The organism is Streptomyces sp. DI166 (assembly GCF_900091315.1).
Classification (GTDB): Bacteria; Actinomycetota; Actinomycetes; order Streptomycetales; family Streptomycetaceae; genus Streptomyces; species Streptomyces fuscus.
In genome coordinates this window covers 1-18,364 of sequence record NZ_FLSP01000130.1, presented here as the reverse complement: position 1 = coordinate 18,364, position 18,364 = coordinate 1, and the positions used below count along the sequence as shown (strand labels likewise).

The 18,364-nt window shown below is 70.5% G+C and carries 16 protein-coding genes; 9 read left to right on the top strand and 7 right to left on the bottom strand.

Going from position 1 to position 18,364, the window contains the following annotated elements:
* Window positions 1–11: 11 nt before the first annotated feature.
* The 3 genes from GA0115233_RS36465 (at window position 12) to GA0115233_RS36455 (ending at window position 5,693) form a co-directional block, all read left to right on the top strand.
* Complete coding sequence (locus GA0115233_RS36465) at window positions 12–1,484, top strand: ABC transporter permease (RefSeq protein WP_093724626.1); 1,473 nt, start codon at window positions 12–14, stop codon at window positions 1,482–1,484.
* Window positions 1,485–1,529: 45 nt separating this feature from the next.
* Window positions 1,530–2,213: an ABC transporter ATP-binding protein gene (locus GA0115233_RS36460; RefSeq protein WP_093724625.1), complete on the top strand. Its 684-nt coding sequence runs from the start codon at window positions 1,530–1,532 to the stop codon at window positions 2,211–2,213.
* A gap of 174 nt (window positions 2,214–2,387) precedes the next feature.
* Window positions 2,388–5,693 carry a S8 family peptidase gene (locus GA0115233_RS36455; RefSeq protein WP_255310471.1) on the top strand — a complete coding sequence of 1,102 codons (3,306 nt, stop codon included), beginning with the start codon at window positions 2,388–2,390 and terminating at the stop codon, window positions 5,691–5,693.
* Between the two features lie 84 nt (window positions 5,694–5,777).
* On the opposite strand, the gene GA0115233_RS36450 is transcribed toward GA0115233_RS36455, so the two are convergent.
* The gene (locus tag GA0115233_RS36450; protein ID WP_255310469.1) at window positions 5,778–7,022 is read right to left on the bottom strand and encodes a L,D-transpeptidase; all 1,245 of its coding nucleotides are present in this window, start codon (window positions 7,020–7,022) and stop codon (window positions 5,778–5,780) included.
* A 220-nt stretch (window positions 7,023–7,242) separates the two neighbouring features.
* Window positions 7,243–7,587, bottom strand: a complete 345-nt coding sequence (locus GA0115233_RS36445; protein WP_093724622.1) for a hypothetical protein — start codon at window positions 7,585–7,587, stop codon at window positions 7,243–7,245.
* Between the two features lie 120 nt (window positions 7,588–7,707).
* Here GA0115233_RS36445 and GA0115233_RS36440 point away from each other — a divergent pair, with 120 nt between their 5' ends.
* From GA0115233_RS36440 to GA0115233_RS36430, 3 genes are read left to right on the top strand one after another with little or no spacing between them, the layout of a single operon-like run.
* Window positions 7,708–8,013, top strand: a complete 306-nt coding sequence (locus GA0115233_RS36440; RefSeq protein ID WP_093724621.1) for an LPXTG cell wall anchor domain-containing protein — start codon at window positions 7,708–7,710, stop codon at window positions 8,011–8,013.
* A gap of 44 nt (window positions 8,014–8,057) precedes the next feature.
* Window positions 8,058–8,837 (top strand): hypothetical protein, encoded by a 780-nt coding sequence (locus GA0115233_RS36435; RefSeq protein WP_093724620.1) that lies wholly within the window; start codon window positions 8,058–8,060, stop codon window positions 8,835–8,837.
* Window positions 8,838–8,842: 5 nt separating this feature from the next.
* Window positions 8,843–9,610 carry a hypothetical protein gene (locus tag GA0115233_RS36430; protein WP_093724619.1) on the top strand — a complete coding sequence of 256 codons (768 nt, stop codon included), beginning with the start codon at window positions 8,843–8,845 and terminating at the stop codon, window positions 9,608–9,610.
* Window positions 9,611–9,669: 59 nt separating this feature from the next.
* Here the strand turns inward: GA0115233_RS36430 and hutH are convergent, their stop codons facing one another.
* From hutH to GA0115233_RS36415, 3 genes are all read right to left on the bottom strand, one after another.
* Complete coding sequence (gene hutH, locus GA0115233_RS36425; protein ID WP_093724618.1) at window positions 9,670–11,208, bottom strand: histidine ammonia-lyase; 1,539 nt, start codon at window positions 11,206–11,208, stop codon at window positions 9,670–9,672.
* 86 nt (window positions 11,209–11,294) lie between these two features.
* A complete protein-coding gene (locus GA0115233_RS36420; protein ID WP_093724617.1) occupies window positions 11,295–12,440 on the bottom strand; it encodes a GGDEF domain-containing protein in 1,146 nt (381 codons plus the stop codon).
* Between the two features lie 234 nt (window positions 12,441–12,674).
* The gene (locus tag GA0115233_RS36415) at window positions 12,675–13,478 is read right to left on the bottom strand and encodes an enoyl-CoA hydratase/isomerase family protein (RefSeq protein WP_093724616.1); all 804 of its coding nucleotides are present in this window, start codon (window positions 13,476–13,478) and stop codon (window positions 12,675–12,677) included.
* A 185-nt stretch (window positions 13,479–13,663) separates the two neighbouring features.
* On the opposite strand from GA0115233_RS36415, the gene GA0115233_RS36410 reads away from it, so the two are divergent.
* Entirely contained in the window at window positions 13,664–14,386 is a 723-nt protein-coding gene (locus tag GA0115233_RS36410) for a hypothetical protein (protein WP_255310470.1), read from the top strand.
* 9 nt (window positions 14,387–14,395) lie between these two features.
* Here the strand turns inward: GA0115233_RS36410 and GA0115233_RS36405 are convergent, their stop codons facing one another.
* Both GA0115233_RS36405 and GA0115233_RS36400 read right to left on the bottom strand, forming a co-directional pair.
* Complete coding sequence (locus GA0115233_RS36405; protein ID WP_093724615.1) at window positions 14,396–15,505, bottom strand: adenylate/guanylate cyclase domain-containing protein; 1,110 nt, start codon at window positions 15,503–15,505, stop codon at window positions 14,396–14,398.
* Between the two features lie 140 nt (window positions 15,506–15,645).
* The gene (locus tag GA0115233_RS36400) at window positions 15,646–16,503 is read right to left on the bottom strand and encodes a biotin--[acetyl-CoA-carboxylase] ligase (RefSeq protein ID WP_093724614.1); all 858 of its coding nucleotides are present in this window, start codon (window positions 16,501–16,503) and stop codon (window positions 15,646–15,648) included.
* Window positions 16,504–16,614: 111 nt separating this feature from the next.
* Here GA0115233_RS36400 and GA0115233_RS36395 point away from each other — a divergent pair, with 111 nt between their 5' ends.
* Together GA0115233_RS36395 and GA0115233_RS36390 are read left to right on the top strand one after the other, a co-directional pair.
* A complete protein-coding gene (locus GA0115233_RS36395; protein ID WP_093724613.1) occupies window positions 16,615–18,201 on the top strand; it encodes an acyl-CoA carboxylase subunit beta in 1,587 nt (528 codons plus the stop codon).
* 9 nt (window positions 18,202–18,210) lie between these two features.
* Window positions 18,211–18,364: acyl-CoA carboxylase epsilon subunit (locus tag GA0115233_RS36390; protein WP_107406489.1), on the top strand; the 154-nt coding region annotated here is incomplete at its 3' end.

The window sequence follows — 18,364 nt, the reverse complement described above, 5'->3', positions numbered from 1 at the left end:
GCTTGCGGCGCATGTTCTTCACCTACCTCAGGCGCGAGCTGCGCCGCCGCAGAAAGGCGGCGCTCGTCGTCGCCTCCGGCCTCGCCCTGGGCATCGCCCTGGTCATCGTGGTCAACTCCGTCTCCTCGGGCATGAGCAGGGCCCAGGACAAGGTCCTGGAGTCGCTGTACGGCCTCGGCACCGACATGACGGTCACCAAGGCCGCCCCCGCCGAGGGCAGCCGTGCGCAGCGGCCGAGCTTCGAGTTCGACGCCCAGGACAGTGACTCCGACGAGGAGCAGAGCAGCGACCAGGTGATGGTCCGCGGGTTCCAGACGCTGTCGAGCAACACCGTGGACAAGGTCGGCGCGCAGAGCGGGGTCGAGGACGCGGTGGGCGGGCTGAGCCTTGAGGTCATCAAGGTCAGCGGGCAGTTCCGGCGCGGCGAGTTCCAGCAGCAGGAGGGCGGCGACGGCGGGCAGGGCTTCCCCGGCGGCGGGGGCCAGTCGCCCGAGGGCCGTGTGGAGGGCGGCGGCGCCGAGTTCGACGTCAACAACTACTCCGTCTACGGCACCGACGTCACCAAGTCGGCGCTGGGCCCGCTGACCTCCTCGAAGATCACCAGCGGTCGTACCTTCAAGTCGTCGGAGACGGACGCGAAGGTGGTGGTCGCCGATGCCTCCTACGCCAAGGAGAAGGAGCTGAAGGTCGGCTCCGAGGTGACCGTGAAGGGCACCGAGTTCGAGGTGATCGGCATCGCGACGCCGGACAGCGGGGACGCGGCGGCGGATCTGTACATGCCGCTGAAGCGGGCGCAGACGCTGGCCGACGCGAAGAACAAGGTCACCACGATCTACGTCAAGGCGACCGACTCGCAGCGCATCGACGAGGTCAAGGCGGAGATCCAGAAGAACATCTCCGGTACGACGGTGACGACTTCGGCGGATCTCGCGGACACGGTGTCGGGCTCGCTGTCGACGGCTTCCGACCTGGCGTCGAGTGTCGGCAAGTGGCTGTCGGTGGTGGTGCTGGCGGCGGCGTTCCTGGTGGCCGGGCTGCTGACGTCCTCGGCCGTGTCGCGCCGGGTGCGGGAGTTCGGCACGCTCAAGGCGCTGGGCTGGCGCTCGGGCCGGGTGACCCGGCAGGTCGTCGGTGAGGCGGTCGTCAACGGGCTGGTGGGCGGCGCCCTCGGGATCGCGGTGGGCCTGGCGGGCGCGTACGCGGTGACGGCGATCAGTCCGACGCTGGAGGCCCAACTCGGCGGCGGGGGCGGCAGTGCGGGCGGCGGCCCCGGTGGGGGCGGTCCGGGCGGCGGCATGGTCCGGGCGGCGGGCGGTCCGTCGTCGGGCAACGTCCTTGAGGTGGCCCTCACCGCCCCGGTGAGCGCGACGACCATCGCGCTCGCGGTGGGCCTCGCGGTGGCGGGCGGTCTGATCGCCGGTGCCTTCGGCGGCTGGCGGGCCTCCCGGCTGCGCCCGGCGGACGCGCTGAGGCGAGTCGAGTAGCGACCCCCACGCAGCAACCGGCCCCACCACTTCAGGAGCGATCCCATGTACGAACTCAGAAATGTCACCAAGCGCTACACGCGCGGCAAGGAAACCGTCCACGCCCTGGACGGCGTCGATCTCACCATCCCCGACGGCGACCGGCTCGTCATCCAGGGCCCCACGGGTGGCGGGAAGTCCACCCTTCTGCAGATGCTCGGCGGACTGGACCGGCCGAGTTCCGGAGAAGTCGTTCTGGATGGCACAGATCTCGCCAAATTGTCGGAGGCCAAACTCACCCGCGTGCGCAGCGCGAACATCGGTTTCGTGTTCCAGAGTTTCAATCTGATCCCCACCCTGACCGCACAGGAGAACGTCGAAACCGCGCTCGTACCGCTCGGGGCGAAAGCGAAGGAACGCCGTGAACGCGCGGCCGAGGCGCTGAAGTCGGTGGGTCTCGGAGAGCGTCTGGGGCATCTGCCCTCGGAGATGTCCGGCGGTCAGCAGCAGCGTGTGGCCATCGCCCGTGCCCTGGTCAAGCAGCCGAAGGTGCTGCTCGCGGACGAACCCACCGGAAATCTCGACGAGTCGATGCGCGACGAAATCATGGAGGTGCTCGAACGCATGTGGAAGGAGCTGGGGCTCACTTTCATCATGGTCACGCACGATTCGTCCATCGCGAAGAAGGCCCCCCGACTGGCAACCATCCGCAAGGGAAAGCTCTCCGTGACGGAGAACACAGGCCGGTAAGTCCGTTACGCAACAGTCCGATTCTGGCCGTCGCAGGTCTATTGAGGTCACTGATCACCCCCCGGCATACTTCTTGGTCCGGGGGGTGCACGTATGTCTGTGCTGGACCACCCCCGGCCGGGTGAAACGGGAATTCACCCGGACCTTCAGCAAGGGGGAAACTTGCGCAGACAAGTGAAAAGAGCATGCGCGGCCACCGTCGCCACGGCAGCCGCAGTCGCCCTCGCCGCGGGAATGACCACTCCGGCGTCGGCGAAGCCCGTACCGCGCGCCGAGTCCGGCGCCCAACTCACCACCCACCACCGCATCACTCTGATCACGGGTGACCGGGTGGCCGTGGACGCCAAGGGCCGGGTCGTCGGTCTGGAGCGGGCCGAGGACCGTCGGCACATACCCGTGCAGGTCCGCCGGATCGACGGGCACACGCTGGTCGTCCCCGCCGACGCGGCCCGGCTGATAGCCACCGGGAAGCTGGACCGGCGTCTCTTCGACATCACCGAGCTGAACAAGTCCGCGACCCGCAAGTCGCAGGCCAAGGGCCTGAAGGTGATCGTCGGCTACAAGGGCGCCGCCGCCGGCACCAAGGCCGAGGTCCGCGGGGCGGGCGAGCTGCGCCGCAGTCTGAAGTCCCTGAACGCGGACGCGGTGCAGACGCCGCACGACGAGACGGCCGGCCTGTGGGACGCCGTCACCAACGGGGACAGCACCGCCGCCGGGATCGCCCACATCTGGCTCGACGGCACCCGCAAGGCCACGCTCGACAAGTCCGTGGCCCAGATCGGCGCCCCGAAGGCCTGGTCGGCGGGGTACGACGGCAAGGGCGTCAAGATCGCCGTCCTGGACACCGGTGTCGACGCCACCCACCCGGACCTCAAGGGCCAGGTGACCGCGTCGAAGAACTTCACCCCGGCTGCCACTGCCGAGGACAAGGTCGGCCACGGCACGCACGTCGCCTCGATCGCGGCGGGCACCGGAGAGAAGTCCGGCGGCAAGTTCAAGGGCGTGGCGCCCGGCGCCGAGGTCATCAGCGGCAAGGTGCTCGACGACAGCGGCTTCGGCGACGACTCCGGCATCCTGGCCGGCATGGAGTGGGCGGCCGAGCAGGGAGCCCAGGTCGTCAACCTCAGCCTCGGCGGCGGCGACACCCCCGAGGTGGACCCGCTGGAGGCGGCGGTCAACAAGCTGTCCGAGGAGAAGGGCATCCTGTTCGCCATCGCGGCGGGCAACTCCGGCCCGGAGTCGGTCGGTTCGCCGGGCAGCGCGGACGCCGCGCTCACCGTCGGCGCCGTCGACGACAAGGACAAGCTGGCCGACTTCTCCTCCACCGGCCCGCGCATCGGCGACGGCGCCATCAAGCCCGACGTCACCGCGCCCGGTGTGGACATCACCGCCGCGTCCGCCAAGGGCAGCCTGATCGAGCAGGAGGTCGGCGAGAAGCCGGCCGGCTACCTGACCATCTCGGGTACGTCGATGGCGACGCCGCATGTCGCGGGCGCCGCCGCGATCCTGAAGCAGCAGCACCCGGAGTGGACCTACGCCGAGCTCAAGGGCGCGCTGACCGCGTCCACCAAGGACGGCAAGTACACGCCGTTCGAGCAGGGTTCGGGCCGGGTCCAGGTCGACAAGGCGCTCAAGCAGACCGTGATCGCCGACCCGGTGTCGGTGAGCTTCGGCGTGCAGCAGTGGCCGCACACCGACGACAAGCCGGTCACCAAGCAGCTGACGTACCGCAACCTCGGCACCGAGGACGTCACGCTGAAGCTGTCCTCCACCGCCACCAACCCCAAGGGCCAGCCGGCTCCCTCGGGCTTCTTCAAGCTGGGCGCCACCACGGTGACCGTCCCGGCGGGCGGCAAGGCAAGCGTCGACTTCACGGTCAACACCAAGCTCGGCGGCACCACGGACGGCGCGTACTCCGCGTACGTCACGGCCACCGGCGGCGGCCAGAGCGTGCGCACGGCGGCGGCGGTACAGCGGGAGGTGGAGTCGTACGACGTCACCCTGAAGGCCATCGACCGTGACGGCACCCCGTCCGAGAACTGGGACGCCTTCCTGCTCGGTGTCTCCGGCCTGGGCAAGGACAAGTACTTCTTCCCCTACGACGCCGACGGTTCCGTCACCCTGCGCGTCCCCAAGGGCCAGTACGTCCTCGACGGCAGCGTCGCGGTGGACCCCGAGGACGCGGGCAAGGGCCTCGACTGGCTGGCCCAGCCGAAGCTGAGCATCAGCAAGAACACGACGGTCACGCTGGACGCGCGTACCACCAAGCCGGTGAACATCACCGTCCCGGACGCGGCCGCCAAGTCCGAGTTCGCCGCCCCCGGCTTCGAGCTGGAGGTCGGGGACTCCAGTTACGGGTTCGGCTGGTTCCTGGACAGCTACACCAACTTCCGCAGCAAGGGCCTCGGTCCGAAGATCACCGACGGTTCGCTGACCCAGACCTGGGACAGCCACTGGAGCGCCGGTGCCAAGGCGGAGTACAACACCGTCGCCGGCAGCAAGGTCCAGCAGCTCGCCAGCGGCTACACCAAGAAGTACAAGGCGAGCGACTTCGCCACGGTGAAGGTGGGCCTGGGTGCCTCGGCCCCCGGCAAGAAGGGCGTGGTCAACGCCGTGGGCTGGCTGCCCGCCACCTCCGGCGCCACCTCGATAAGCATCCCGCAGAAGGCGCCCGGCACCCGCACGCTGCACCTGACCACCAACTCCGGTGTGAAGTGGCAGCTGGACTTCGAGCAGATCGGCGGGATCGACGCGGAGGGCTGGCCGATCAGCGACGCGTACTACACGCTCGGCGCGGCGCAGAAGTTCAAGGCGGGCAAGACCTACTCGAAGACGTTCAACACGGCCGTCTTCGGCCCGCGCCTGAACGCCGACTTCGGTCTGTTCCGCGAGGGCAACAAGATCTACGGCTCCCTGCCGCTGTTCGCCGACGGCAAGGGGCACGCCGGTTCCTCCGAGTTCACCTCGGTGAAGACGGAGCTGTACCGCAACGGCAACAAGGTCGGCAGCAACGAAGACCCTCTGTTCGGCTTCGAGCAGTTCAAGGTGCCGGCCGCCGAGGCCGAGTACAAGCTGACGACCTCGGTGAAGCGCAGCAAGAAGCTGGCCGAGGCCTCCACGCGGATCGACGCCAGCTGGACCTTCAAGTCCAAGAAGCCGTCGACCGACCTGGCCAAGCTCCCCGCCTCCACGGTCCGCTTCAACGCCACGACGGGCCTGGACAGCAAGGTCGTCGCCGGCCACACCAAGACCGTCCCGGTCGTCGTTGAGGGCGCGGCCAAGGGCAGCAACCTCAAGGCGCTGTCGGTCTGGGTCTCCTACGACCACGGCCAGACGTGGACGAAGAAGAAGATCACCAACGGCAAGATCAAGGTGAAGAGCCCCGCCAAGGGCAAGGGCATCTCCTTCCACGCGAAGATCACCGACAAGAAGGGCAACAAGTCGACGATCTCGATCTACAACGCGTACTACGGGAAGTAGCCGGTAGCGCGTGAACGCGGAAGTGGCCTCCGGGGGAACCCGGAGGCCACTTCTGTATGTTCTGGGAGAGTCCCGGCGGGCGGCTCAGACCGCCGAGCCTGCCTTCCAGTCCGCCCAGTTCATGTTCCAGCCGTTGAGGCCGTTGTCGGGGGCGACCTTCTTGTCGCCGGTGTTCTCGACGACCACCACGTCACCGACGATCGAGTTGCTGTAGAACCAGTACGCCTCGGTGCCCTTGTCGTTGGCGCCCTTGGTGTCGTTCAGACCGATGCAGCCGTGGCTGGTGTTGACGTTGCCGAAGACCGAGTCGGCGCCCCAGTAGTTGCCGTGGATGAAGGTGCCGGAGCTGGTCAGGCGGATGGCGTGCGGCACGTCCTTGATGTCGTACTCGCCCTTGCCGTCGTCGTCGGTGAAGCCCACGGTCGCGCCGTTCATGCGCGTCTCCTTGAACATCTCCGACATCACCATGACGCCTTCGTACGTCTTGTTCTCGGGCGACCCGGCGGAGATCGGGATGGTCTTGACGACCTTGCCGTCCTGGGTGACCTTCATCTGCTTGGTGTTGGCGTCGACGTACGAGACCTGGTTGCGGCCGATCTTGAAGGTGACCGTCTTCTGCTGGACGCCGTAGACACCGTCCGCGCCCTCGACGCCGTCCAGCGCCAGCTTCAGCGTGACGGTGGAGTTCTCCTGCCAGTAGTCCTCGGGCCGGCAGTCCATGCGGCGGTCGTTGAACCAGTGGCAGGCGACCTCCTGGCCGCTGCTGGAGGTGACGGTCACGCCCTTCTGGACGTCCGCCTTGTTGGTGATCGCCTTGTCGAAGTTGAGCGAGACCGGCATGCCCACGCCGACCGTGGAGCCGTCCTCCGGCGTGAAGTAGCCGAGGAAGCTGTTGTCCGGGGAGAGGGTGCTGAAGGAGGCGTTCTCGTGCGCCTCCAGACCCTTGGCGTCCTCGGCGGTCACCGAGATCTTGTAGGTGGTGGCCCGCTCCAGCTGGGCGGAGGGCTTCCAGCTCGTCTTGTCCGCGGATATCTGACCCTCGACGGCCTTGCCGTCGGCGGTGGTCATCTTCACCTCGGTGAGCGTGCCCTTGCTGACGGTGACGCCGGTGGAGTTGATGGAGGCGTTGTCGGCCCCGTCCTTCGGCGTGATCTTGATCTGCGCCTCGGAAGTCTTCTTGGCCGCCGCCTCGTCGACCTTGGCCTGCGAGGTGTCGTCGCCGTCGTTGCCGGACGCCTCGTCGCCACCGGAGCAGGCCGAGAGCACCAGCACACTTCCGAGCAGAGCGGACGCGACCGACAGGCCCCTGCGCCGCTTACTGACCGTCATCACACGCTTCTCCATCGTTGCCGAATCCCCAAAACCCCGAGAGCCCCCGTCAAGAATGTTCAACGCTACGACCGGTTCGTCCCGTTCCACATCCCCTGGATGTGTGGGGCACACCACGTCCGCCGTTACGGCCGGTGCGGATGTCGGTCCGTGCGCCCGTTGAGACGACGAAACCCCGGACGGCGGTTGCCGTCCGGGGCCATGAATTCCCCGAGCGGGCTCAGTCGGCCGACTCCTCGTCGTCATCCTCGGCCTCATCATCCTCGTCGAGGTCCCACTCCGGCGAATCGGGGTCGTAGTCGATCCGCTCGGTCGACCAGGACGCCTGCGCGAGGTCCACCCCGGGCACCTCACTGACCAGGTCGAACGGGTCGACGAGATACGCCAGCGCCTCCGCGGTGTCTTCGGTCACAGCGCCCTCGGCCTGGGTCCGCTCCTCGGCGGGCATCGCCTCGTCGCCGGCGATCCGGGCCAGCGCCGCCTTGGTCACGGCGTCCTCGTCCTCCACTTCCAGAACGAGTTCTACGCGTACCCGGACAAATCGTGATGTCTCTTCAGTGTTCATGGTCGGAGCGTACGGCCCCGGCCGTCCTTGAGGCTCCCGCGACTTTCCCGCGACCCGCGCCTTTCATTAGCATCGCCCCACACGGCCAATTCGCCAGCGCCACAAGGGGATCGATATTCCGTGTCATCCGCTCGCCGTCCGTTGCTGACCGCCACCGCCGCGGGGACCCTGCTGTGCGCCCTGTGGTTCGTCCCGTCCGCCAACGCGACCGGGGACGAGCCGGCGAGAGAGGCACCCTCGGCGAGCCCGGCCACGCAGATCACCCAGCAGGCGCGGGCCACCACCGCGGACACCTCCGACGACGTCGAACTGGCCGACACCGGAAGCTTCGACACCACGCCCTACGTGGTGGGCGGGACCTTCTCCCTGGTTCTGGGCGCGGGCTTCGTCGTCTATTCGGTCCGCCGGGAACGTCACGATTTCTGAATCAACTTGACGGTTCTTCAAACAAACGTTCATAGTCCGCTCTCATGAAGAGATCATCGGGTGCGCGCGTCGGCGCCACGGTTGCCGTGGGCGCGGTCGCGCTCGCCCTCATCACGGGGTGTTCCAGCGACGACTCCAAGGGCTCGGACGAGGGCAAGGGCAAGGAGGGGGCCGCCACCCCCACCACCGCGGCGAAGGCGCTGAGCGCGGCCGAGCTGGAGAAGCTGCTGCTGGCCGACGCCGACCTGGATGCCAAGAAGTACAAGGTCGAGGACGGGGACGACACGCTCCCCAAGTCCAAGGCCGGGGTGAAGGCGGACAAGTCCGAGTGCGAGGCGCTGGTGTGGGCCACCGGCGCACTGCCGCCCGGTGACACGGACGCCGCGGCGTCCAACACCGTCTCGCAGGTCCCGGGCGGCTCCGGCGGCGACGCCCCGGAGGACATCTCCGACGCCCTGAACATCAACATGACGTTCGTGGGCCTGTCCTCCTACGACGGCGACGGCGCCGAGAAGGCCATGAAGCTCGTCTCCGACGGCGTCTCGGCCTGCGGTGGCGGCTACGGCATGACGGCCGAGGGCGAGACCACCAAGGTCACCAAGATCGCCACGGCGACGAGCTCCGGCCAGGGTGACGAGTCCGTCGCCTATGTCCAGTCGGTCGACATGGACGGCGAGGGCACGGCGGACTTCAAGACCGAGGTGGTCCGCAAGGGCAACACCATCGCCACGTTCTACTCGTTCGACCTCGCCGCACTCGGCAGCGGCAAGCCCTCCGAGATCCCGGCCGACGTCATCTCGGCCCAGCTCGGCAAGATCAAGTAACCATCGTGCGGGCATCACCGGCCAAGGGCTCACGGCGGGCGCGTACAAGCGCCGTGCTCGCCGTGGGCGCGATCGCGTTGGCCCTGGTCACGGGGTGCTCCGGCGACGGGTCCGCGGAGGGCTCGGACAAGGACGGGGCACCCGCGCGGGCGGCGAAGGCGCTCAGCTCGGCGGAGCTGGAGACGCTGCTGCTGGCGACGGGGGACGTCAAGGACTACAAGGTCACCGACGGGGACGAAACGCTCCTGAAGGACCAGTCCGAATTGGAGACCGACAAGCCCGAGTGCGATCCACTGGCGTGGGCCGCCTCCGCCCTGCCCCCGGGGAACACCGACGCGAACGCGTCCAACGGGATCGTGCCGGACCCCGCGGCGTTCGAGGGGGCTTCGCCGAAGGAGTTCGACGAGAAGATCTCGCTCACGCTCGTCGGCCTGTCGTCCTACGACGGCGACGGCGCCGAGAAGGCTGTGAAAGCGGTCGACGACGGCATCAAGGCCTGCGCCGGCGGCTTCTACCAGAACACGTCCGAGCGAACCACCCGGGTCACCGAGGTCGCCGCGGTGGAGTCGTCCGGCCAGGGCGACGAGTCGGTGGGGTTCACCCTGGATCTCGACCTGGGCGGCGAGGACGTACTCACCTTCACCACCGAGGTGGTCCGCAAGGGCAACAACGTCGCCACGTTCCACACGGTGAACCTCGAAGCGTACGGATCCGGCGGGGCGACGGAAATCCCCGCCGAGATCATCAAGGCCCAGGTGGCCAAGCTCAAGTGACCGATCCTCAGGCCCCGCTGCCGCCATCCGGCAGCGGGGCCTGACGTCTGTCCGTCCGCCTACTGGAGCGGACCGGTCACACTCTCCACGGCCTCGACGAGCCGCCCGTCCCGGACGAACGCCTCGGCGGCGGCGAGGTCGGGGGCGAGGAAACGGTCGGGGCCGGGGCCCTGGACGCCCGCCTTGCGCACCGCCTCGATGACGGCCCGGCTGGCGGGGGCGGGGGTGAGGCCCTCGCGCAGTTCGACGCCGCGCGTGGCCGCGTACAGCTCCACGGCGACGACCCGGGTGAGGTTGTCGACGGCGGTACGCAGCTTGCGCGCGGCCGACCAGCCCATGGAGACGTGGTCCTCCTGCATGGCGGAGGACGGGATGGAGTCGGCGGAGGCCGGTACGGCGAGCCGCTTCATCTCGCTGACCAGGGCGGCCTGCGTGTACTGGGCGATCATCAGCCCGGAGTCGACGCCCGCGTCGTCCGCGAGGAACGGCGGCAGCCCGTGGCTGCGGTTCTTGTCGAGCAGCCGGTCGGTGCGCCGCTCGGCGATGGAGGCGAGGTCGGCGGCGGCGATGGCGAGGAAGTCCAGTACATAGGCGACCGGGGCGCCGTGGAAGTTGCCGTTGGACTCCACGCGCCCGTCCGGCAGCACGACCGGGTTGTCGACCGCCGAGGCCAGCTCCCGCTCGGCCACCAGCCGGGCGTGCGCCATGGTGTCCCGTCCGGCACCGGCGACCTGCGGGGCGCAGCGCACCGAGTAGGCGTCCTGGACGCGCGGGGCGTCGTCCTGGTGGTGCCCGGTGAGCTGGGAGTCCTTGAGGACGGCCAGCATGTTGGCGGCCGAGGCGGCCTGCCCCGGGTGCGGGCGGATGGCGTGCAGTTCGGGAGCGAGCACCTTGTCCGTGCCGAGCAGCGCCTCCAGGGAGAGGGCCGCGGTGATGTCGGCGGACTTGTAGAGGGTGTCCAGGTCCGCGAGCGCCATGATCAGCATGCCGAGCATGCCGTCGGTGCCGTTGAGGAGGGCGAGGCCCTCCTTCTCGCGCAGTTCGACGGGGGCGATGCCGTGCTCGGCGAGCAGCTCGGCGGCGGGCCGTACAACACCGTCGGGGCCCTCCGCGTCGCCCTCGCCCATCAGCGCGAGGGCGCAGTGGGAGAGGGGGGCGAGGTCGCCGGAGCAGCCGAGGGAACCGTACTCGTGGACGACCGGGGTGATGCCCGCGTTCAGGACGTCGGCCATAGTCTGCGCGACCTGGGGGCGTACGCCGGTGTGGCCCGAGCAGACGGTCTTCAGCCGCAGGAACATCAGCGCGCGCACGACCTCGCGCTCCACCCGCGGGCCCATGCCGGCGGCGTGCGAGCGGACGATGTTGCGCTGGAGCTGGGCACGCAGTTCCTGGCTGATGTGCCGGGTCGCCAGGGCGCCGAATCCGGTGGAGACGCCGTAGACGGGCTCGGGCTTGGCCGCCAGGGCGTCCACGATCTCGCGGGCCGCGGCCAGGGCGGACACGGCGTCCTGGCCCAGCTCGACACGGGCACCGTCGCGCGCAACGGCAAGAACGTCGGACGCGGTCACCCCGGACGTCCCCACCACCACAGTGTGCATATCCATATTCAGGAGCGTACGCACTGAATTCCAAGATGTCACCAGTGGGGACGGGGTTGACCCCTTACTGCTGTGGTCGGGCGGGGTCAGTGGCGTCCGCGGAACCTTCGGCGCTCGGAGGCCGGCTGCTCGGTCGCGGGGGTGTCGGCGAGCTGGACGACCGGATCGTCGGGGCCTTCCCGCCCCGCGACAACCGGCTTGGTGGCGTGCATCGCCTTCGCCCGGTACTGGGCGGCGTCCGCCAGCCGGAACAGACGGCGGGCGGAGCGTACGGGGCCGATGGGGTCGCCGGTGGACGCGACCCCGCAGGCGACTCCGTCGCCGAGCTCCAACTCCGCCGCCCGGCGGCACAGCTCGTCGGCGGCGCGTACCACGTCGTCTGCGGGCGGGCCCACGGCGAGCAGGCAGAACTCGTCGCCGCCGAGCCGGGCCGCGAGGGCGCCGGGGAGCATGGCGCCGCACAGGGAGAGGACAGAGCCGAACCGTTCCAGCAGACGGTCCCCGACGGCGTGCCCCTGGGTGTCGTTGACCCGCTTGAGCCCGTTCAGGTCGCAGACGACGAGACTGACGACGACCCCCTCCTGGCGGTGCCGCTCGATGGCCCGGTCCAGCCGCCCGTCCACGGCACGGCGGTTGGCGAGGCCGGTGAGCGCGTCGGTGTACGCCAGCCGCCGGGCCTCCTCCAGCCGTTCCGCCTGCGCGATCCCGGCGGCCACGACGGCGGCGAGGACGGTGGCGAAGTCGGCGTCGGAACGCTCGAAGAGGGGGTCGCCGAGGCGGCGGGCGACATACAGCTCGCCCCACGCCCTGCCGTGCAGCACGATCGGGGCGACGACACAGCAGCCGCGGCCCCTGCGGCGCAGGGCGGCGACACGCTGGTGCACATAGCCGGGGCGCCCGGCGGCCGGACCGTCGGCGGTCTCCACCCAGGCATTGGGCTCACCGCCGCAGGCCCACCGCTCGTGCAGGAACTCGGTGATCTCCGGGAACTGATGGACCGGGTACGCCTCGTCCTCCGGAAACTCCGCCTCGCCCGAGGCCCGCTCCCCCACGTTCACCAGGACGCGCAGCCGCCCCAGGTCCCGCTCCCACACGGACAGCGCGGCGAAACTCCCCCCGAGCGCCCGACAGGCCCCCGAGGCGGCCGCCCGCCAGACCTCCCGCGACCCATGAGCCGCCGCCATCCCCTGCGCCAGCCCCACCACCGCCGCCAGCCGAACATCCTCTCCCATCACTCCAGGCTAGGGATCTTCCCGACAAACAGGGACACAAATGAAGCGAACAGGTGTCAGAACCGATTCCGTCGTGGCTTCAGATCTGCGGGCAGTCGTGCCGCAGGGCGGCACGGGTGGGCTGGGGGTCCCCCCTCTGGGGGAGGCACCCCGCAAGCGCGGGTAAGCGAGCCCCACCCCCACGGCACCCAAGGCGCAGGGCAGGCAACCCCACGCCCCCGGCTCACCGCACCGTCACACCCCCGGCCACTCCGGCTTCCGCTTCTCGTTGAACGCCGCGACCCCCTCCGCCCGGTCCCCCGAGAACGCCACCGCGCGCCAAGCCGCGTCCTCCACCTCAAGCCCCGCCCGCAGATCCAGCCCATGCCCAAGCCGCAACGCCCGCTTCGCCGCCCGCAACCCCACCGGCGAGTTCCCGGCGATCCGCGCCGCGAGCGACAGCGCCGCCTCCCGGTCCGTCCCCGCCGCCACCAGGTCGTCCACCAGCCCCAGCGACCGCGCCTCCGCCGCCTCCACCCGCCGCGCGGAGAAGATCAGCTCGGCCGCCCGGGCCGCCCCCACCCGCCGCGGCAGCAACTGCGTACCGCCGCCACCGGGAATCACCCCGACCGACACCTCCGGCAGCCCCACCACCGCCGTCTCGTCGGCCACGATCACATCGCAGGAGAGCGCCAGCTCGAACCCGCCCCCGAGTGCGTACCCGTGCACGGAGGCGATCGTCGGCACCGGAAGCTCCAGCACCCCCGTGTACGCCCCCCGCGCGACGGGCCGCTGCCGCAGGAGATCCGCGTCGCTGAAGGAGTTCCGCTCCTTCAGGTCCGCCCCCACACAGAACGCCCGCTCATGCGTGGAGGTCAGCACGACCACCCGGACCCCGTTGTCGGCGCCCAGCGCCGCGCACGCCGCTCCGATGGACCGGGCCATCTCCGACGACACGGCGTTCATGGCCTTGGGCCGGTCCAGGGCGAGCTCCGCGACATGCCCACCGTCCCCGTGCCGCCGCACCAGCACGAACTCCCCGTACCGCTCCTCGCTCATGACACCCTCCGGTTAACGCGGGTTAACAGAAATCCCCCCGATCATCGCAGCCCGACCCCCGTGGGGGAAGGGCACCCCGTTCGGGTGATATCCCCCGGAACCCCCCACACCGCCCCGCCGCACCGCATAACGTGCGGCGGGCCACGGCGCACCAGAGGCGCGATCGGGGAGGGCACGTGAGGACGATGACGGAAACGGACGGGGCGGCGGCCAGACAGGCCACGCCGACCCCGGAATCGACGACCCCGGAATCGACGACCCCGGAATCGACGACCCCGGAGTCGACGGCGCCCCCGACTTGGCTCTTCGGCCCGCGCGGCCGGCACCGCCGCCCCCGCCCCCGCAAGGTCCTCCTCGCGGCGGGCGGCCTCGCCCTGGTCGCGGGCGCCCTGAGCCTCGTACGGCTGCATCCCGGCGCCGGACTCGGCGGGTCCGGGACTCCGGAGGCCGCGCCCTGGCCGTCCGGTGACCCGGGCGCCGAGGTCGGCACCGAACGCGCCACCAACGCCGCCGCGACCGTCACCACGAACCCCGAGCCCGGCCCGTCCGCCACCTCCGCCATGGGCGGCCTGACGGCGACCCCGACGGCGTCCCCCAGCGGCGTACCGGCGCCGAGGAACAGCCCCGCCGTGCGGGAACCCTCGGACGAGGACCCGGTGACCACCATCCCCGAGGCACCGGACCGGCCCGCCGCACCCCAGCAGCCGGGCGGCGGCCCCACACAGAGCCAGGCCCCGCAGCAGCCGCCCGCCGCAGCCCCGCCGCAGGCGCCCGCGCCCAGCCAGTCCGCCCCGCCACCGGCCCAGCAGCCCACGCCCGCCCCGTCCGGCGACCCGGGCGTCTGCCTGCCGATCGTCGGCCTGTGCGTGGACCCCCTGGGCCCCGGTCTGCTCACCTCGAAGCGATGAGGGCCGGCGCTACGACGGTTCCCCGTCCCGCCGGGTGAGCAGCCAGGGCTCGACCACGCCCAGCCCGCGCACGGGCCGCTGCCACATCGGCTGGAGCGCGAAGCGGTACGTCGGCGGCTCCTCGCCCTCCTTCTCCGCGGCGGCGGCCTCCTCGGCGGCCTCCGCCTCGGAGGCCGGTGCCTCACCGGTACGGATCAGCTCCTCCGCGAAGGCGCTGTCCACCAGCACGGCGTCCTTGGGAGCTATCGAGGTGAGCCGGGAGGCCAGGTTCACGGTCGTGCCGAAGACATCGCCCATGCGGGTGGTCACCGTGCCGAAGGCGATGCCGACGCGCAGCTCCGGCATGGTCTCGTCGTTGGCCATCGTCTCGATGAGCCGCAGCGCGATCTCGGCGGCCACGCCCGCGTCGTCGGCGGAGTACAGCACCTCGTCGCCGAGCGTCTTGATCAGCCGTCCGCCCCGCGCGGCCACCAGGTCGGCGGCGGTGGTCTCGAAGGCCTCGACCAGCTCGCCGAGTTCCTCCTCCTCCATCCGCCGGGTCAGCCGGGTGAATCCGACCAGGTCGGCGAAGCCGACCGCGAGCCGCCGGTCCACCATCTCCTCGTCGTCGGCGGCCTGCACCACCCGGCCGGTCGCGGCGGCGAGCTGGCGCCGCCAGACGTAGACGAGGAACTCCTCCAGCTCGGGCAGGAGCAGCTCGACCAGCGGATAGGTGACCTCGGTACGGGTCATGCCGGGTTCCGGGGGCTCGGTCAGGCCCTCCAGGAAGGAGTCGATCTGCCACTCGGCCAGCCGGGCGGTGGTCTGGCCGGTGGACCGGGCCACCTGTACCGCCATGGCCTCGCTGAGCAGCCCCGCCTCGACCAGACCGGCGAGCCGTCTGAGCGCCAGCACGTCCGCCTCGGTCAGTGCCTTCGCCTGTCCGATGTCGGCGAACCCCATGGCCCGCCAGAACCGGGACGCCAGCTCCATGGAGACACCGGCGCTACGGGCCGCCTGGAAAGGGGTGTAGCGCCGCTCCGCGCCGAGGATGAGCTGTTCGAGGCGGAGGGCGAGTGGGTCCTCGCCGGGGTCGGCGGCGTGGGGGTCCATGCCGGAGCCCGTGTCGTCGACGGTCACGCCTGCTGCCCTTCCGATCTGCCGCGGTCAGGTATCGACCGGCCCCAACTCTACGGCAGGTGTGCGCCAGCTCACTCCGTTAAGCGGGGCGAAGGCTTTCCTGAAAGCGGTCGTTGCTGTAGGTGCGGTACGGCGTGCGCTCACGCCGGGCGCAGGTGCACGATGTCACCCGCCCCCACGGGCTCCTGCACGCCCTCGCCGGTCGCGATGACCAGGCGCCCGTCGCCGTCCACGGCCACCGCCTCGCCGACCAGCGACCGGTCGCCGGGCAGCTCGGCGCGTACCGTACGGCCGAGCGTGGCGCAGCCCGCCGCGTACGCCTCGTGCAGTCCGGCGGCGCCCGCGTCGCCCTTGGCCGCGCGCCACCGCCCGTACCAGTCCTCCAGCGAGCGCAGTGACGCCCGCAGCAGGGGGTCCCGGTCGGTGCTGATCGATCCGGCGAGGGCCAGCGAGCCCGCCTGCGGGACCGGCAGCTCCTCCTCCTTGAGGGTGACGTTGATGCCGACGCCGATGACGACCGCGTCGTCCCCGGCCCGTTCCACCAGGATGCCGCCCGCCTTGCGCTCCTGCCCGCCGACGGTCACCAGGATGTCGTTGGGCCACTTGAGTGCCGTGTCCACGCCCGCCGACCGCGACAGCCCCGCCGCGACCGCCACCCCGGTGAGCAGCGGCAGCCAGCCCCAGTGGGCGACCGGCACGTCGGCGGGCTTGAGCAGTACGGAGAAGAACAGCCCGGAGCGCGCGGGCGCCGTCCACTGCCGGTCCAGGCGGCCCCGGCCCGCCGTCTGCTCCTCGGCGACCAGCACCGTGCCCTCCGCGGCGCCCTGCCCGGCCCGTGCGACCAGGTCGGCGTTGGTGGAGCCGGTGCGCTGCACCACCTCCAGCTCGCGGTACAGGCCCTCGTCCCGGATCAGCCCCCGGCGCAGCGCCGTGACGTTGAGCGGGGGGCGGTCCAGGTCGGACCAGCGGCTGTTGTCTGATGCATCTCGCGGCGTCATGCAAGCCACCCTAGGTGTGGCAAACGCCGCACTGCCGATTGATAGGGCCACCACTACTCTACGGATGAGTAACCGTCCCCCCTTTTGAGCAGGCAGGGAGCCGCGATCCCGATGTCCGAGCCGGAAGAGCAGATCGACATCCACACCACTGCGGGCAAGCTCGCGGATCTCCAGCGCCGCATCGAGGAAGCCACGCACGCCGGCTCCGCACGCGCCGTCGAGAAGCAGCACGCCAAGGGCAAGTTGACGGCCCGTGAGCGGATCGAGCTGCTGCTCGACGAGGGGTCCTTCGTCGAACTCGACGAGTTCGCCCGGCACCGCTCCACCAACTTCGGCCTGGAGAACAACCGCCCCTACGGCGACGGCGTGGTGACCGGCTACGGCACCGTCGACGGCCGCCCGGTCGCGGTGTTCTCCCAGGACTTCACCGTCTTCGGCGGCGCGCTGGGCGAGGTGTACGGCCAGAAGATCGTCAAGGTGATGGACTTCGCGCTGAAGACCGGCTGCCCGGTCATCGGCATCAACGACTCCGGCGGCGCCCGCATCCAGGAGGGCGTGGCCTCGCTCGGCGCGTACGGCGAGATCTTCCGCCGCAACACCCACGCCAGCGGTGTGATCCCGCAGATCTCCCTGGTCGTCGGCCCGTGCGCGGGCGGCGCGGTGTACTCGCCGGCCATCACCGACTTCACGGTGATGGTCGACCAGACCTCGCACATGTTCATCACCGGCCCGGACGTCATCAAGACGGTCACCGGTGAGGACGTCGGCTTCGAGGAGCTGGGCGGTGCCCGCACCCACAACTCCGTCTCGGGCGTGGCGCACCACATGGCGGGCGACGAGAAGGACGCCATCGAGTACGTCAAGCAGCTGCTGTCGTACCTGCCGTCCAACAACCTCTCCGAGCCGCCCGCGTTCCCGGAGGAGGCGGACCTCGACGTCAGCGACGAGGACCGCGAGCTGGACACGATCGTGCCGGACAGCGCGAACCAGCCGTACGACATGCACACCGTGATCGAACACATCCTGGACGACGCGGAGTTCTTCGAGACGCAGCCGCTGTTCGCGCCGAACATCCTCACCGGGTTCGGGCGGGTCGAGGGCCGTCCGGTGGGCGTGGTGGCCAACCAGCCGATGCAGTTCGCGGGCTGCCTGGACATCGACGCCTCGGAGAAGGCGGCGCGGTTCGTGCGGACCTGCGACGCCTTCAACGTGCCGGTGCTGACCTTCGTCGACGTGCCGGGCTTCCTGCCGGGCGTCGGCCAGGAGCACACCGGGATCATCCGCCGCGGCGCCAAGCTGATCTACGCCTACGCGGAAGCCACCGTCCCGCTGATCACGGTCATCACCCGCAAGGCCTTCGGCGGCGCCTACGACGTCATGGGCTCCAAGCACCTCGGCGCCGACCTCAACCTGGCCTGGCCGACCGCCCAGATCGCCGTGATGGGCGCCCAGGGCGCGGTGAACATCCTGCACCGCCGCACGATCGCCGAGGCGGACGACGTCGAGGCGACGCGGGCCCGGCTGATCCAGGAGTACGAGGACACCCTCCTCAACCCCTACATCGCGGCCGAGCGCGGCTACATCGACTCGGTGATCATGCCGTCGGAGACCCGCCGGCACATCGTGCGCGGGCTGCGTCAGCTGCGTACCAAGCGGGAATCCCTGCCCCCGAAGAAGCACGGCAACATCCCCCTGTAAGGAGCCGCTGTGACGATCAAGGTGTTGCGGGGCAACCCGACCCCGGAGGAGCTGGCCGCCGCCCTGGCGGTGGTCCGAGCCCGCGCCGCGGCGGCAGCGGCCCAGCCGTCCGGCGCGGCCGAGCCGGGCGCCGCGTGGTCCGACCCGGCACGCATCGCGGGCC

Coding starts and splice junctions, on each gene's coding strand:
- GA0115233_RS36465 (WP_093724626.1), top strand. CDS start 12: ATGTTCTTCACCTACCTCAGGCGCGAGCTGCGCCGCCGCAGAAAGGCG.
- GA0115233_RS36460 (WP_093724625.1), top strand. CDS start 1,530: ATGTACGAACTCAGAAATGTCACCAAGCGCTACACGCGCGGCAAGGAA.
- GA0115233_RS36450 (WP_255310469.1), bottom strand. CDS start 7,022: ATGACGGTCAGTAAGCGGCGCAGGGGCCTGTCGGTCGCGTCCGCTCTG.
- GA0115233_RS36445 (WP_093724622.1), bottom strand. CDS start 7,587: ATGAACACTGAAGAGACATCACGATTTGTCCGGGTACGCGTAGAACTC.
- GA0115233_RS36435 (WP_093724620.1), top strand. CDS start 8,058: ATGAAGAGATCATCGGGTGCGCGCGTCGGCGCCACGGTTGCCGTGGGC.
- hutH (WP_093724618.1), bottom strand. CDS start 11,208: ATGCACACTGTGGTGGTGGGGACGTCCGGGGTGACCGCGTCCGACGTT.
- GA0115233_RS36420 (WP_093724617.1), bottom strand. CDS start 12,440: ATGGGAGAGGATGTTCGGCTGGCGGCGGTGGTGGGGCTGGCGCAGGGG.
- GA0115233_RS36415 (WP_093724616.1), bottom strand. CDS start 13,478: ATGAGCGAGGAGCGGTACGGGGAGTTCGTGCTGGTGCGGCGGCACGGG.
- GA0115233_RS36410 (WP_255310470.1), top strand. CDS start 13,664: ATGACGGAAACGGACGGGGCGGCGGCCAGACAGGCCACGCCGACCCCG.
- GA0115233_RS36400 (WP_093724614.1), bottom strand. CDS start 16,503: ATGACGCCGCGAGATGCATCAGACAACAGCCGCTGGTCCGACCTGGAC.
- GA0115233_RS36395 (WP_093724613.1), top strand. CDS start 16,615: ATGTCCGAGCCGGAAGAGCAGATCGACATCCACACCACTGCGGGCAAG.